Annotated in this window: 12 protein-coding genes and 1 riboswitch; of the genes, 11 read left to right on the top strand and 1 reads right to left on the bottom strand. The window is 71.0% G+C overall.

Going from position 1 to position 15,096, the window contains the following annotated elements:
* The first annotated feature begins 88 nt into the window (after positions 1 to 88).
* From ACFW01_RS30420 to ACFW01_RS30370, 11 genes are all read left to right on the top strand, one after another.
* The gene (locus ACFW01_RS30420) at positions 89 to 736 is read left to right on the top strand and encodes a SurA N-terminal domain-containing protein (protein WP_384508981.1); all 648 of its coding nucleotides are present in this window, start codon (positions 89 to 91) and stop codon (positions 734 to 736) included.
* A 66-nt stretch (positions 737 to 802) separates the two neighbouring features.
* On the top strand, positions 803 to 1,780 hold the full coding sequence (locus ACFW01_RS30415) for a nucleoside triphosphate pyrophosphohydrolase (RefSeq protein WP_384508978.1): 978 nt from the start codon (positions 803 to 805) through the stop codon (positions 1,778 to 1,780).
* Positions 1,777 to 3,084: a cytochrome P450 gene (locus tag ACFW01_RS30410; protein ID WP_234961102.1), complete on the top strand. Its 1,308-nt coding sequence runs from the start codon at positions 1,777 to 1,779 to the stop codon at positions 3,082 to 3,084. The genes ACFW01_RS30415 and ACFW01_RS30410 overlap by 4 nt, the downstream gene beginning before the upstream one ends.
* Positions 3,085 to 3,226: 142 nt before the next feature.
* Entirely contained in the window at positions 3,227 to 4,252 is a 1,026-nt protein-coding gene (locus ACFW01_RS30405; RefSeq protein WP_384508975.1) for a transglycosylase family protein, read from the top strand.
* A gap of 183 nt (positions 4,253 to 4,435) precedes the next feature.
* Positions 4,436 to 4,602, top strand: a riboswitch (cyclic di-AMP (ydaO/yuaA leader).
* Positions 4,603 to 4,605: 3 nt separating this feature from the next.
* Positions 4,606 to 5,307 carry a transglycosylase family protein gene (locus tag ACFW01_RS30400; RefSeq protein ID WP_234961100.1) on the top strand — a complete coding sequence of 234 codons (702 nt, stop codon included), beginning with the start codon at positions 4,606 to 4,608 and terminating at the stop codon, positions 5,305 to 5,307.
* A gap of 235 nt (positions 5,308 to 5,542) precedes the next feature.
* Positions 5,543 to 6,823 (top strand): phosphopyruvate hydratase, encoded by a 1,281-nt coding sequence (gene eno, locus ACFW01_RS30395; protein WP_234961099.1) that lies wholly within the window; start codon positions 5,543 to 5,545, stop codon positions 6,821 to 6,823.
* 99 nt (positions 6,824 to 6,922) lie between these two features.
* Complete coding sequence (locus tag ACFW01_RS30390) at positions 6,923 to 7,405, top strand: septum formation initiator family protein (protein WP_234961098.1); 483 nt, start codon at positions 6,923 to 6,925, stop codon at positions 7,403 to 7,405.
* Between the two features lie 49 nt (positions 7,406 to 7,454).
* Complete coding sequence (locus ACFW01_RS30385) at positions 7,455 to 7,997, top strand: DUF501 domain-containing protein (RefSeq protein WP_234961097.1); 543 nt, start codon at positions 7,455 to 7,457, stop codon at positions 7,995 to 7,997.
* Positions 7,994 to 8,935 (top strand): exopolyphosphatase, encoded by a 942-nt coding sequence (locus ACFW01_RS30380; RefSeq protein ID WP_384508970.1) that lies wholly within the window; start codon positions 7,994 to 7,996, stop codon positions 8,933 to 8,935. The genes ACFW01_RS30385 and ACFW01_RS30380 overlap by 4 nt, the downstream gene beginning before the upstream one ends.
* 602 nt (positions 8,936 to 9,537) lie before the next feature.
* Positions 9,538 to 10,938 (top strand): NAD(P)/FAD-dependent oxidoreductase, encoded by a 1,401-nt coding sequence (locus ACFW01_RS30375; protein ID WP_384508967.1) that lies wholly within the window; start codon positions 9,538 to 9,540, stop codon positions 10,936 to 10,938.
* Positions 10,939 to 11,159: 221 nt separating this feature from the next.
* Positions 11,160 to 12,476: a cyclopropane-fatty-acyl-phospholipid synthase family protein gene (locus ACFW01_RS30370; RefSeq protein ID WP_234961094.1), complete on the top strand. Its 1,317-nt coding sequence runs from the start codon at positions 11,160 to 11,162 to the stop codon at positions 12,474 to 12,476.
* Between the two features lie 72 nt (positions 12,477 to 12,548).
* Here the strand turns inward: ACFW01_RS30370 and ACFW01_RS30365 are convergent, their stop codons facing one another.
* A complete protein-coding gene (locus tag ACFW01_RS30365) occupies positions 12,549 to 15,080 on the bottom strand; it encodes an ABC transporter permease (protein WP_384508963.1) in 2,532 nt (843 codons plus the stop codon).
* Positions 15,081 to 15,096: the final 16 nt, after the last annotated feature.

The following is a 15,096-nucleotide window of genomic DNA, read 5'->3' as shown; positions in this document are numbered from 1 at the left end:
AATGGGTTGGCCAGAGCCGGGCCACTGCCTAACATCGATCATCGCAAGACCTTGTGCACCGTCGCACAATCTCCAACGGGAGGTCTCCTTGCACCGCCGCCGTCGCCCCGCGCTCCTCCTCACCGCCGCGATCGCCGCCGCGGCACCCCTGCTCACCGCCTGCGGCAGCGACGCGCATCCGGGCGCCGCGGCCGTCGTCGGCGACCAGCGCATCACCGTCTCCCAGCTGGAGAACCGCGTCGACGAGGTACGCGCGGCGCAGCGGGCCGCCGTCCCGGACGACACCCAGTACCAGCAGGTCGTCGCCCAGACCGGCACCCTCACCCGCGACACCCTGCACGGCATGGTCCTGGACCAGGTCCTGCACCGCGCCGCCCAGGACGCCGGTGTGAGCGTCAGCCGCAAGGAAGTGCAGGCGATGCGCGCGGGCCTGGAGGAGCAGGCCGGCGGCCCGAAGCAGCTGGAGACGGCCTGGCTCCAGCAGTACGGCGTCGCCCCCGGGCGCCTCGACGACAACCTCCGCCTCCAGCTGGAGGCCCAGAAGCTGGCCGAGAGCCTCGGCACCGACACCAGCCGCCCCGAGTTCTGGCAGGCCCTCTCCAAGGCATCCGCCAAGCTCGACGTCGACCTCAACCCGCGCTACGGCGCCTGGGACGTCCAGAAGAGCAGCCGCGTCAACGCCGAGACGCCGTGGGTGCGGGAGATCACCGCCGCGAGGAGCCAGGAGACGGCGTAACGGTCCTGCGCGGCCCCCTGTGGACAACTCGGGGGGGCCGTCCGGGGCATGCGTTACGTTCGGGGAGTGAACGCAACGACCGCCGACGCGGCCCCCGCCGACCCGGGCCGCATCGTCCTCCTCACCACCAGCCACCGCGTCGCCCCCGGCCTGCTCTCCTGGCCCGCCTGGCAGGCCCTGCGCACCGCCGACCGCGTACTGTGCGCCGACGGCGCCCACCCCCAGCTGCCCTACCTGCGCGAGGCGGGGATACGGGTCGACGAGGCCGCCCCCACCGCCGGGGACCTGGTCGACGCCTGCGCCGGCGGCCGCACCGCGGTGGTCGTGGTGACCGGCGAGGGCGACCCCGCGCTCACCGACGGACTGGCCCGCCTCGCCGGCTCCGGCCGGGTCCACATGCCCGAGCTGGAGCTGCTCCCCGCCTCCTACGACCTCCCCGGCGCCCGCCTCCTCGACCTGGTCCAGGTCATGGACCGCATCCGCCTCGAATGCCCCTGGTCCTCCCAGCGCACCAACAAGGGCCTCGCCAAGTACGCCATCGAGGAGGCCTACGAACTCGTCGAGGCGATCGAGGACGGCGACCGCGACGAACTGCGCGAGGAACTGGGCGACGTCCTCCTCCAGGTCGTCTTCCACGCCCGCATCGCCGAGGAGGACCCCGACGCGCCGTTCTCCGTCGACGACGTGGCCGGCACCATCGTCGACAAGCTGATCCACCGCCACCCCCACGTCTTCGGCGACGAGACCGCCGCCACCCCCGAGGACGTGCGGGAGCACTGGCTGCGCACCAAGGCCGCCGAGAAGCAGCGCACCTCGGTCACCGAGGGCGTCCCCCTCGGCCAGCCCGGCCTCGCCCTCGCCGCCAAGCTCGCCTCCCGCGTCCGCCAGGCCGGCCTCGACGTCCCCCTCCCCACCGGCGAGGGCGTCGGCTACGACCTCCTCGCCCTGGCCGCCCGCGCGGAGTCCGAGGGCACGGACCCGGAGGCGGCCCTCAGAGCGGCGGCACGGGCGTACCGGGACACGATCCGGGGGGTCGAGGGGTGACCCCGCACCCGCCGCCCGCCGGACCCGCCCCCGAGCTGTTCACCTGGGAGTTCGCCACCGACCCCTACCCCGCCTACGCCTGGCTGCGCGAACACGCCCCCGTGCACCGCACCCGGCTGCCCAGCGGAGTGGAGGCCTGGCTGGTCACCCGGTACGCGGACGCCAAACAGGCCCTCGCCGACCCGCGGCTGTCCAAGAACCCGGCCCACCACGACGAGCCCGCGCACGCCAGGGGCAAGACCGGCATCCCGGGGGAGCGCAAGGCCGAGCTGATGACCCACCTGCTGAACATCGACCCGCCGGACCACACCCGGCTGCGCCGACTGGTCAGCAAGGCGTTCACCCCCCGGCGGGTCGCCGAGTTCGCGCCCCGGGTGCAGGAGCTGGCAGACGGCCTCATCGACCGGTTCGCGGCCGACGGCTCCGCCGACCTGATCCACGACTTCGCCTTCCCGCTGCCCATCTACGCCATCTGCGACCTGCTCGGTGTCCCGCGCGAGGACCAGGACGACTTCCGGGACTGGGCGGGCATGATGATCCGTCACGGCGGAGGCCCCCGCGGCGGCGTCGCACGGTCGGTCAAGAAGATGCGGGGCTACCTCGCCGACCTCATCCACCGCAAGCGCGCCGCGCTGCCGTCCGAGGCGGGACCCGGCGAGGACCTCATCTCGGGTCTCATCCGCGCCTCCGACCACGGCGAGCACCTCACCGAGAACGAGGCCGCGGCGATGGCGTTCATCCTTCTGTTCGCGGGTTTCGAGACCACGGTCAACCTGGTCGGCAACGGGACCTATGCCCTGCTCACCCACCCCGAGCAGCGCGCCCGCCTCCAGTCCTCCCTGGCGGCCGGCGACCGGGGCCTGCTGGAGACCGGCGTCGAGGAACTGCTGCGCTACGACGGCCCGGTGGAGCTGGCCACCTGGCGCTTCGCCACCGAGCCGCTCGATGTCGGCGGAGAGCGGATCGCCGCGGGTGACCCCGTCCTCGTCGTCCTGGCCGCCGCCGACCGGGACCCGGAGCGCTTCACCGACCCGGACACGCTGGACCTGGCCCGCCGCGACAGCCAGCACCTGGGGTACGGCCACGGCATCCACTACTGCCTCGGCGCCCCGCTCGCCCGGCTGGAGGGCCAGACCGCGCTCGCCACGCTCCTCACCCGCCTCCCCGACCTGCGCCTCGCCGCGGACCCTGGCGAACTGCGCTGGCGCGGCGGTCTCATCATGCGTGGTCTGCGCACTTTGCCCGTCTCGTTCACGCCGTCCGCGTCAGCGCCCGGCAACGGTGCGTCGTCAAGGCAAACCTGACACGCCCTCAACTCTGTGATCTTCACGTGATCTGCGCGGCATGAACTTGTGACAAGCGATCATCTGCCTATACGTTCACGAATCAGTGTGGCGACGAGCATCACCCGCCGCACGGTCCCCGTCGTCTGTGAAAGGTCGTCGCATGCTCTCCGGGAACGGTCGTCATCGCCGCCCCCGCCAGGCTCCCGCACTGGTCGTCGCCGCCGGAGTGACCGGCTCCGCCATCGCCATCCCGCTGCTCGGCGCCACCGGCGCGCACGCGGCCGGGGCGAACTGGGACCAGGTCGCCGAGTGCGAGACCGGCGGCGCCTGGAGCCAGAACGCCGGCAACGGCTACTACGGCGGCCTCCAGCTCCCCCAGGAGGCGTGGGAGCGGTACGGCGGTCTGGAGTACGCGGCCAGCGCCGACCAGGCCAGTCGCTCCCAGCAGATAAGAATCGCCGAGAAGCTGTACGCGGACCAGGGCATCGCGGCCTGGCCGACCTGCGGGCTGCTCGCGGGTCTCGGCAACCCCCCTGGGGCCACCGGCGCCACGGACGCGACCGGTGACGGCTCGTCGGAGGAGTCGCGGTCCCCGGAGAAGTCGGAGACCCCGGAATCGGCCGAGTCCTCCGCCGGCAAGACGCCCGAGTCGACCACGTCTCCGAACGTGACGGATTCGTCCGAGTCGTCCGCTTCGCCGTCTCCGTCGGAGTCGACCGAGGGGTCGGACTCGTCCCCCGAGACGTCCGGTTCGTCCCCTTCGCCGTCCTCCTCGCCCTCGTCGGGCTCTTCCGATGCCTCGTCCGACGGCAAGGATCAATCCGCCAAGACGGACACAACGCCCGAAAGCAACCCTCACGCCACCGCCGAACCGGAGGCCGCCGACCGCTCGTCGGGCTCCGGCAAGCATCGCGGCGACAGCGCGGACGAGGGCGGGCGCTGGAAGGGGCTCACCGACAGCACCTCGGGCCGGCACGCCTCGCGTGACGGAGGGCCGGGGGACGCCGACGACGGCTCCTACATCGTCCGCTCCGGGGACAATCTCTGGGCCATCGCCGACTCCCTTGGCGTCGACGGCGGATGGCGCGCGCTCTACTCCGACAACGAGCGGGTCGTCGGCCACGACCCCGACCGCATCCTGCCCGGTCAGACGCTCACGGTCACGGGCGAATCGGGCGAAAAGTAGGGGGAGTTCACGTCACGGTTAGAGGCTCTATGTCCGTTTTGGATCTCGTGAGAGATAGGTCTCAGAAGCCGTGATCGTCTTTGAAAATCCGCGGAGCGCGTGTCTACGGTCATGACCGCTCGCCATCGCGGGCCCCGACAGCCGCAACGCCGAATCCTGCCAGCGGCCGTACGGGAACAGTCGTCGCGTAAAGCGCCGAAGGCAGGAGCGGGGGACCCAAGGTAAGTGCCGCACCGGGCAGTTCTGCCGGAGCGGCTAGGGGTGGAGCCGAGTTCCGAGAGGAACCCGGCCGGGCAACTCAACCGGCCCGAACCCGACAGCTCACCTCGCAGGCGTCGGTGAGGGGATCAACCATGCTGTTTTCCGGCAAGGGCAAGCACCGTCGTCCGTCCAAGGCCACTCGCGTCATCGCCGTCGCCGGCGTGACCGGTGCCGCCGTCGCCGCCCCGCTGATGGCGGCCGGCAACGCCTCCGCCGCCACCAACGCCGAGTGGGACGCCGTCGCCCAGTGCGAGTCCGGTGGCAACTGGTCCATCAACACCGGCAACGGCTACTACGGCGGCCTCCAGTTCTCCGCCTCCACCTGGGCCGGCTACGGCGGCACCCAGTACGCCGCCACCGCCGACCAGGCCAGCAAGGCGCAGCAGATCGAGATCGCCGAGAAGGTGCTCGCGGGCCAGGGCAAGGGCGCCTGGCCGGTCTGCGGCACCGGCCTCTCGAACGCCGCGAACACCGGCGGCGGCTCCGGCGAGAGCCAGGACGGCGGCTCCACCGCCGACCGCTCCACCGAGCAGAAGGCGTCCCGCTCCGACGAGCGCCCGGCCGCCGAGCCGAAGGCCGAGAAGAAGGCCGAGAAGAAGACGGTCACCACCCCCACCGGCAAGAAGGTCGAGAAGGGTGACGGCGAGTACAAGGTCGTCAAGGGTGACACCCTCAGCTCCATCGCCGAGGAGCACGAGGTCAAGGGCGGCTGGGAGAAGCTGTTCAAGCTGAACGACGACATCGTCGACGAGGCCGACCTGATCTTCCCGGGTCAGCAGCTGCACCTGAAGTAGGCGGCGCCTGCCGCGACTCCCGCCCCGGTGCGTGTTCCCCGTGCGCACCGGGGCGGGCCCCTTTTCGAAATCGGCTTTGTTTCGTTCGGAAACAATTTACTCTCGGTTCTGTCCAGCGGGTGGGCGATCGGCTGGCCGATCGCCCGGAGCCGGTTAGGCTCGGTCCCGCAGAGCCGACGCGGTCCTGCGGACCCGCGCGTCACACCGAAGCGTCACATTGAAGAAGGAGATGCTCGTGCCGTCCATCGACGTCGTCGTAGCCCGGGAAATCCTGGACTCCCGAGGCAACCCCACGGTCGAGGTCGAGGTCGGCCTCGACGACGGCAGCACGGGTCGTGCCGCCGTTCCGTCCGGCGCCTCCACCGGTGCCTTCGAGGCCATCGAACTCCGCGACGGCGACCCGGGCCGTTACCTCGGCAAGGGCGTCGAGAAGGCCGTCCTCGCCGTCATCGAGCAGATCGGCCCGGAGCTGGTCGGCTACGACGCCACCGAGCAGCGCCTGATCGACCAGGCCATGTTCGACCTGGACGCCACCGACAACAAGGGCTCGCTCGGCGCCAACGCCATCCTCGGCGTCTCCCTCGCCGTCGCCCACGCCGCCTCCGAGGCCAGCGACCTGCCGCTCTTCCGCTACCTGGGCGGCCCCAACGCGCACCTGCTGCCGGTGCCGATGATGAACATCCTGAACGGCGGCTCGCACGCCGACTCCAACGTGGACATCCAGGAGTTCATGATCGCCCCGATCGGCGCGGAGTCCTTCTCCGAGGCCCTGCGCTGGGGCGCCGAGGTCTACCACACGCTGAAGAAGGTCCTGAAGAGCAAGGGCCTGGCCACCGGCCTCGGCGACGAGGGCGGCTTCGCCCCGAACCTCGGCTCCAACCGCGAGGCCCTCGACCTCATCCTGGAGGCGATCAAGGAGGCCGGCTACACCCCGGGCGAGCAGATCGCGCTCGCGCTCGACGTCGCCGCGTCCGAGTTCTACAAGGACGGTTCCTACGCCTTCGAGGGCAAGAACCGCACCGCCGCCGAGATGACCGAGTACTACGCCGAGCTGGTCGAGGCGTACCCGCTGGTCTCCATCGAGGACCCGCTGTTCGAGGACGACTGGGACGGCTGGAACACCATCACTGCCAAGCTCGGCGACAAGGTGCAGCTCGTCGGCGACGACCTGTTCGTCACCAACCCGGAGCGCCTGGCCCGCGGCATCGAGGAGAACTCGGCCAACGCGCTGCTCGTCAAGGTCAACCAGATCGGTTCGCTGACCGAGACCCTGGACGCCGTCGAGCTGGCCCAGCGCAACGGCTTCAAGTGCATGATGTCCCACCGCTCCGGTGAGACCGAGGACGTCACCATCGCCGACCTGGCCGTCGCCACCAACTGCGGCCAGATCAAGACCGGCGCCCCGGCCCGCTCCGAGCGCGTCGCGAAGTACAACCAGCTGCTGCGCATCGAGGAGATCCTCGACGACGCCGCGGTGTACGCCGGCCGCAGCGCCTTCCCGCGCTTCAAGGGCTGAGCGCCGCCGTCACAGGCAGCGTCGTACGTACGTCCCCGTACTCGGTCCCGTACCGTGTGCGGGGACGTACGCACGTGTGGACGGGAAGCGGGGACAGACATGGCGGTGAAGGACCGGGACCGTTTCTCCACCGCGACCAGGATCCGGATCATCGGGGAACAGACCGCGGCCCGGGTCTACCGCTCGCAGACCAAGCGCCAGGCCCGTCGCTCCCGGCTGACCGGCCGGGCCGCGCTGCTCGCGATGGTGCTCTGCTCGCTCGTCGTGGCGCTCGCCTATCCGATACGGCAGTACGTCGCCCAGCGCGCCGAGATCGCCGATCTGCGGCGGGAGCAGCAGGAGACCCGGGACCGGGTCGAGGAGCTGCGCGACCTCAAGGCGCGCTGGCAGGACGACGCCTACGCCGAGCAGCAGGTCCGGCTGCGGCTGCACTACGTGATGCCGGGGGAGACGGGGTTCGTCGTCGTCGACCCGGACTCCGCCAGGAAGGCCCGCGCCGAGTCCGGCGGCGCCGACCGCCCCTGGTACCGGAACGTCTGGGACGGTGTCGACAAGGCCGACGCCGCCGCCCGCCGGCCGTGAACCGACCGCGCCGGCACTGACTCAACAGGAAGACCAGCAGAAGACAGTCATGCAGACTCCCCCGCCGACCACGCCGCGCACCGAGCCCACCGACGCGGACGTGCTGGCCTTCAAGCAGCAGCTCGGCCGTCCTCCGCGCGGTCTGCGCGCCATCGCGCACCGCTGCCCCTGCGGACAGCCGGACGTCGTGGAGACGGCACCGCGGCTGCCCGACGGCACCCCCTTCCCGACGCTGTACTACCTGACGTGCCCGAAGGCGGCCTCCGCCATCGGCACGCTGGAGGCGAACGGCGTGATGAAGGAGATGACCGAACGCCTCGCCGCCGACCCGGAGCTGGCCGCCGCCTACCGCGCGGCGCACGAGGACTACATCCGGCGCCGCGACGAGATCGAGGAGCTGACCGGCTTCCCGAGCGCGGGCGGCATGCCGGACCGGGTCAAGTGCCTGCACGTGCTGGTCGCCCATTCGCTGGCGGCCGGACCCGGCGTCAATCCGCTGGGCGACGAGGCGATCGCGCTGCTGCCCGAGTGGTGGCGCAAGGGTCCGTGCGTGACGCCCGCCGGCCCCGCCGGCCAGGAGGACGCCCAGTGACCCGGGTCGCCGCCGTCGACTGCGGTACGAACTCCATCCGGCTGCTCGTCGCGGACGCCGACCCCGCCACGGGAGAGCTGACCGACCTGGACCGCCGCATGACCATCGTGCGGCTCGGCCAGGGCGTCGACCGCACCGGGCGGCTGGCGCCCCAGGCGCTGGAGCGGACCTTCGCCGCCTGCCGCGAGTACGCCGAGGTGATCAAGGAGCACGGCGCCGAGCGGCTGCGCTTCGTGGCGACCTCCGCCTCCCGGGACGCGGAGAACCGCGACGACTTCGTGCGCGGGGTGCTGGACATCCTCGGGGTGGAGCCGGAGGTCATCTCCGGCGACCAGGAGGCGGAGTTCTCCTTCACCGGGGCGACCCGGGAGCTGGCGGGGCGCGACGACCTGGACCGGCCCTACCTGGTCGTGGACATCGGCGGCGGCTCCACCGAGTTCGTGGTGGGCGACGACCATGTGCGCGCCGCCCGTTCGGTGGACGTCGGCTGCGTGCGGATGACCGAGCGGCACCTGGTGCGCGAGGGCGCGGTGACCGACCCGCCCACCGCCGGGCAGGTCGCGGCGATGCGGGCCGACATCGAGGCGGCGCTCGACCTCGCCGAGGAGACGGTGCCGCTGCGCGAGGCGCGCACGCTGGTCGGGCTGGCCGGGTCGGTGACGACGGTGTCCGCCATCGCGCAGGAGCTGCCGGCGTACGACTCGGCCGCCATCCACCACTCCCGGGTCTCCCGGGGCCGGGTCCGGGAGATCACCGACTGGCTGCTGCGCTCCACGCACGCCGAGCGGGCGGCCGTCCCCTCCATGCACCCGGGCCGCGTCGACGTGATCGGGGCGGGCGCGCTGGTGCTGCTCTCGATCATGGAGCGGACGGGCGCGGAGGAGGTCGTCGTGAGCGAGCACGACATCCTCGACGGCATCGCGTGGTCGGTGGCGTAGGGCCTGTCGTTTGGGGCAGGCCGGCTGACAGAGACTGCGCCTTTGACTCACCCGAGCGGGGCGTGGTGCGTGCAGCTGCAAGGCGGAGGAGGGCGACAACGCGGAGCGTTGGCAACCGACGACAACGCGGCAGATGTGCGTGCCACGCCCCGCGACGCCGGCATGGTCCAAACGACAGGCCCTGGCCCGCGCGGTGCCGGTCTGAGCAGGACGGACGACGATTGAGCGGCTGCCGGGGGGCCTCACGGGCCTCCCGGTGGCGTCCCGTCCGGAAAGTTCGTGAAGTTCTTCACAAGGAATTGGGCCCTGTCGGACGACGAAAGTGCGGTCGTTGACCCTTTTGGGCCTTCAACTGCCCTTTGAACGTGTTCAGGACGCTGCTCGGAGGGTGCCTCGAAGAGGGGTCGCGAGGGGGTGGTTCACCTTCCCCGGCGGGACGGAGGGGCAGCTCACGCGGCATTGACAACGGGGTGTGAGGAGGGTCGGTTCCTTCCCTCACCATGATCTCCGTCACGTGAGCGGCGGATGGTAACACAGACCTAACATGAGCTTGTGAAGGGGCGCACGAACGACCCCCCTGGGACGGGTGGATACTCGATGGCATGAGCACCACGGAGCGTCCCAGGATCCTCGTAGTAGGCGGTGGGTACGTAGGCCTGTACGCAGCTCGACGCATCCAGAAGAAGATGCGTTACGGCGAGGCGACCGTCACCGTCGTCGACCCGCGGTCGTACATGACCTACCAGCCCTTCCTCCCCGAAGCCGCCGCCGGCAGCATCTCCCCCCGACACGTCGTCGTCCCCCTCAGGCGCGTGCTCCCCAAGGCGGAGGTCCTCACCGGCCGGGTCACCACCATCGACCAGGACCGCAAGGTCGCCACGATCGCCCCGCTGGTGGGCGAGGCGTACGAGCTGCCGTTCGACTACCTGGTCATCGCCATGGGCGCGGTCTCCCGCACCTTCCCGATCCCCGGCCTCGCCGAGCAGGGCATCGGCATGAAGGGCATCGAGGAGTCCATCGGTCTGCGCAACCACGTCCTGGAGCAGCTCGACAAGGCCGACTCCACCACCGACGAGGAGATCCGCCGCAAGGCGCTCACCTTCGTCTTCATCGGCGGCGGATTCGCCGGCGCGGAGACCATCGGTGAGGTCGAGGACATGGCCCGTGACGCGGCCAAGTACTACACCAACGTCTCCCGCGAGGACATGCGCTTCGTCCTCGTCGACGCCGCCGACAAGATCCTCCCCGAGGTCGGACCCAAGCTCGGCCAGTACGGCAAGGAGCACCTCGAGGGCCGCGGCGTCGAGGTCTACCTGTCCACCTCCATGGACTCCTGCGTCGACGGCCACGTGGTGCTGAAGAACGGTCTCGAGGTCGACTCCAACACCATCGTGTGGACGGCAGGCGTCAAGCCCAACCCGGCGCTCTCCCGCTTCGGCCTGCCGCTGGGTCCCCGCGGTCACGTCGACTGCGAGCCGACCCTCCAGGTCAAGGGCACCGACTACATCTGGGCCGCGGGCGACAACGCCCAGGTGCCGGACCTCGTCGGCCGCAAGGCGGGCAACGAGAACGCCTGGTGCCCGCCGAACGCCCAGCACGCGCTGCGCCAGGCCAAGGTCCTCGGCGACAACGTGATCTCCGGCATGCGGGGCTTCCCGCAGAAGGAGTACAGCCACGCCAACAAGGGCGCGGTGGCGGGCCTCGGCCTGCACAAGGGCGTGGCGATGATCGTCATGGGCAAGATGAAGATCAAGCTCAAGGGCCGTCTCGCCTGGTACATGCACCGTGGCTACCACGGCATGGCGATGCCGACGTTCAACCGGAAGATCCGCGTCTTCGCGGACTGGACCCTCGGCATGTTCCTCAAGCGCGAGGTCGTCTCCCTCGGTGCGATGGAGACCCCGCGCGAGGAGTTCTACGAGGCCGCCAAGCCGGCCCCGGCCGTGCCGAAGGCCGAGCCGGCCAAGCAGGAGAAGACCGGGGAGAAGGCCAAGGCCTCCTGACCCGGGCCTCCGAGCCCTGGTAGTACCCGCGGTACCCCGAAGGGGCCGCCCGCCATCCGTGGTGCGGGCGGCCCCTTCGCGTTGTTCCGGCGGGACGACGATTCCGGTGGTGTGTACAGGTATTTTGCCGAGTCGTAACGCGCGTTGGGGACTGTGCCGCGGGCTCCCAGGTGTTTACGTGGTGTTGGACATTCCGGGATCGCACGTCACGGAGGTACGCCATGGCTGACGCCGCGCTGCGGCTGCAGAACCTCTTCGAACAGTTGCTGGGAGCGCCCCTGAGGGTGCGCATCCGCGCCTGGGACGGTTCCGAGGCGGGCCCGCCGGGTGCGCCGGCCCTCGTCGTCCGCAACCGCAGGGCCCTGCGCCGCCTGCTGTTCAAACCGGGCGAACTCGGCCTGGCCCGCGCCTGGGTGGCCGGCGACGTCGACGTCGACGGAGACCTCTACACCGTCCTCGAATCGATGGCCGGACTCCTCTGGGAGCGCGGTGAGGACGCCCGCGGCCTGGCCGAGGCGCTGCGCGACCCCGAGGTCCGGGCCGCCGTACGCGGGCTGGTGCGGCTCGCCGGGCCGCCGCTGCCGCCCGCACCGCCGCCGGAGGAGATCCGCCGGTCCCGCGGCCACCTGCACACCAAGCGCAGCGACAGACGGGCCATCAGCCACCACTACGACGTGGGCAACGACTTCTACGAACTCGTCCTCGGCCCGTCCATGGTGTACTCCTGCGCCTACTGGCCGGCCCCGCCCGACGAGGGCGGCACCCTGGAGGGAGCCCAGCGCGACAAGCTCGAACTCGTCTGCCGCAAGCTGGGCCTGAGCCCCGGTCAGCGCCTCCTCGACGTCGGCTGCGGCTGGGGCTCCATGGCGATCCACGCGGCCCGCGAACACGGGGTGAGCGTCGTCGGCGTGACGCTCTCCCAGGAACAGGCGGTCTACGCCCGCAAGCGCGTCGCCGACGAGGGCCTCACCGACCGGGTGGAGATCCGCGTCCAGGACTACCGGGACGTGTCCGACGGGCCGTACGACGCCATCTCGTCCATCGGCATGGCCGAGCACGTCGGTGCCGAGCGCTACCTGGAGTACGCCACCGATCTGCACGCCCTGCTCAAGCCGGGCGGCCGGCTGTTGAACCATCAGATCGCCCGCCGCCCCCAGCGGGACGAGTCCGCCTACCACGTCGACGAGTTCATCGACGCCTACGTCTTCCCGGACGGCGAACTCGCCCCCGTCGGCACCACCGTCACCCAGTTGGAGCGGGCCGGGTTCGAGGTCCGCGACGTGGAGGCGATCCGCGAGCACTACGCGCTCACCCTGCGCCGCTGGGTCGCCAACCTGGAGGCCGAGTGGACGGCGGCGCTGAAGCTGGTCAGCCCCGGTCGCGCCAGAGTCTGGCGGCTGTACATGGCCGCCTCCGCGCTCGCCTTCGAGCGCAACCGGATCGGCGTCAACCAGGTCCTCGCCGTGAAGACGCCCACCTCGGGCGCCTCCGGGATGCCGTTGCGGGCCCGCGTGTGGGGCGCGCCCGAACGGGCCTGATCCGCGGGAGAACCGAAGGGCCGGGCCCCCGCACGGGGGCCCGGCCCTTCGGTGTGCCGGGTCGCGGCGAGGTCACTCGGTCTTGATCGCGTTCAGCATGTTCAGCCGGGCGGCGTTGCGGGCCGGCCACATGGCGGCCAGGACACCGACCAGACCGGCCAGCACCACGAAGATCCCGATCCGGTCCCAGGGCAGGACCAGTGCGTACCCCGGGATGCTCTCCGCGACGGTCTCGCCGATCGCCCAGCCGAGGAACGTGCCGAGACCGATGCCGACCACCGCGCCGAACACCGAGATCACGACGGCCTCCAGCCGCACCATCCGCTTCACCCGGCGCCGGTCCAGACCGATCGCGCGCAGCATGCCGATCTCCTGCTGCCGTTCGAAGACGGACATCGCGAGGGTGTTGACGACGCCGAGCACCGCGATGATCAGGGCCATCGCGAGCAGGCCGTACATGACGTTCAGCAGGGTGTTGATGGCGCCGCCGAACTCGTCGCGGATGTCCTGCCGGTCCATCACGGTGATCGCGGGGTTGTCGCCGAGCGCGTCGACGAGGACCTTCTCGTTCGCCGCCGACTGGCCGCCGTCGGTCTTCACGAAGATCTGCCGGATGGACGGCTTGGCCTCGTGCCCGTCCACGACCTTCCGGTCCACGAGGACGGGGGAGAGGAACTCGCTGTCCTTGTAGACGGCACCGACCGTCAGCTCGGCCTTCTCGTCGTCGTCGAAGGTGACGGAGACGGTGTCGCCGGGCTTCCAGCCCCTGCTCTCGGCCGTCTTCTCGGCGACCGCGATCCGGCCCTGGGCGAGCGAGGCCGTGTTGCCGCTGACGGTGTCGACGGTCAGGACCTTCTCGATGTCGCCGGGGGTGACCGCCGAGGCGGACACGAAGTCGCCGTCGACCCGGAAGTAGGAGTCCTGCTGCGGCGACACCGCGGACACGCCGTCGGCCTTCTCCAGGGCCGTCAGCGCGGACCGGTCGAGGTCGCCCCCGTTGGCCATCGAGATCATGTAGTCGGCCCGGATGTTGTCCGTGGTCATCTTGTCGATGGCCGCGCCGACCGTGACGCCGAGCACCGACAGGGCGGTCACCAGCGTCAGCCCGATCGCCAGCGCCGAGGCGGTGGCGCCGGTACGGCGCGGGTTGCGCACCGCGTTCTGGCCGGCCAGCTTGCCCGCCACCCCGAAGGGCCCGACGAGCAGCGGACGGACGAGTGCGATCACGGGCCGGGACAGCAGCGGGATGAGGACGATCACGCCGATCAGCGCCAGGAACGCGCCCGCGCCGATGTACAGCCGGCCGTCGTCGCCGCCGGTCGAGGCGCCCGCCACGATCCCCACCGCACCGAGGGCGGTGACGGCCGCACCGATGGAGTTGCGCAGCACCAGCGACTTGGTGGTGGCCACCGCGTGGACGCTGTTCATGGCCGCCACCGGCGGGATCTTCGCGGCCCGGCGGCCAGGCAGCCAGGCGGCGAGCACCGTGATCAGCACACCCACCGCGAACGCCGCGACCACCGGGGTGGCGGACAGGACCAGCGGACCGGCCGGCATCTTCATGTCGAACGCGGCCATGCCGGAGCGCAGTCCGACGGCGAGACCGACGCCGAGGGCGAAGCCGACGGCCGAGGCCACCAGGCCCACCAGCGCGGCCTCGGCGAGCACCGAGCGGGTGATCTGCCTGCGGGACGCGCCGACGGCACGCATCAGGGCGATTTCCTTGGTGCGCTGGGCGACCAGCATCGTGAACGTGTTGGAGATCAGGAAGATGCCCACGAAGAGCGCGATGCCCGCGAAGCCGAGCAGGACCTGCTTGAGGTTGCCCATGCCCTGTTCGATCTGGTCGGCCTGCTCGTCGGCGAGCGCCCGGCCGGTCTGGGCCTCGGCGGTGTCCGGCAGCAGCGGCTCGACCGCATTCAGGATCCGCGCGTCGTCGGCGCCGGGGGCGGCGGAGACGGTGGCGCTCTCGAAGTAGCCGGGCTGGAGGTACTGCTGCTGGGCGACGGCGGTGTCGAAGAGGACGAGGCTGCCGCCGGCGTTGACGGCGCCGTCCTCGGTGGTGAACACACCGCTGAGGGTGTACTCCTTCACCGGGCCGTTGGTCGCGACGCGCACCCGGTCGCCGACCTTGTACTCGCCCTTGCCTGCGGACTCCTGGTCCAGGGCGATCTGGTCGTCCTTCACCGGGCCGGAGCCCTCGGTGAAGGTGTACGCGGCGTCCTTGCCGTCCTTGCCGGGCGCGAAGTTGGCGCCCTTGTTGGACCAGCCGACGCCGATGAGCTTCCCGTCGGGGTCGGCGACGCCGGCGAAGCCCTCGACGCGGCCGTACACCCCGGCGACGCCGTCCACGGCGGAGATCTTGTCGAGGACCTCGCCGGAGAGGCCGGGCTCCTCCTTGGGGTTGTCCGGGTCGGCGTGCGAGCTGACGGCGACGGCGACGTCGTCGTAGCTCTTCGCCGACTGGTTGCGGAAGGCGTTGGAGAGGGTGTCGGCGAAGACCAGGGTGCCCGACACGAACGCCACGCCGAGCATCACGGCGAGCACGGTCATCAACAACCTGGCCTTGTGCGCGAAGACGTTGCGCAAGGCGGTACGGAACATGGGGGTCTTCTCTGTC

It is taken from the genome of Streptomyces sp. NPDC058985, assembly GCF_042740985.1.
In the GTDB taxonomy this organism is placed as follows: Bacteria; Actinomycetota; Actinomycetes; order Streptomycetales; family Streptomycetaceae; genus Streptomyces.
The sequence above is the reverse complement of the archived record's forward strand: the minus strand, read 5'-3'. Positions and strand labels throughout refer to the sequence as shown.

Bases quoted from the DNA above. Each gene is read 5' to 3' on its own strand.
- ACFW01_RS30365 (WP_384508963.1), bottom strand. From the start codon at position 15,080: ATGTTCCGTACCGCCTTGCGCAACGTCTTCGCGCACAAGGCCAGGTTG.
- ACFW01_RS30405 (WP_384508975.1), top strand. From the start codon at position 3,227: ATGCTCTCCGGGAACGGTCGTCATCGCCGCCCCCGCCAGGCTCCCGCA.
- ACFW01_RS30375 (WP_384508967.1), top strand. From the start codon at position 9,538: ATGAGCACCACGGAGCGTCCCAGGATCCTCGTAGTAGGCGGTGGGTAC.
- ACFW01_RS30385 (WP_234961097.1), top strand. From the start codon at position 7,455: ATGCAGACTCCCCCGCCGACCACGCCGCGCACCGAGCCCACCGACGCG.
- ACFW01_RS30390 (WP_234961098.1), top strand. From the start codon at position 6,923: ATGGCGGTGAAGGACCGGGACCGTTTCTCCACCGCGACCAGGATCCGG.
- ACFW01_RS30400 (WP_234961100.1), top strand. From the start codon at position 4,606: ATGCTGTTTTCCGGCAAGGGCAAGCACCGTCGTCCGTCCAAGGCCACT.
- ACFW01_RS30370 (WP_234961094.1), top strand. From the start codon at position 11,160: ATGGCTGACGCCGCGCTGCGGCTGCAGAACCTCTTCGAACAGTTGCTG.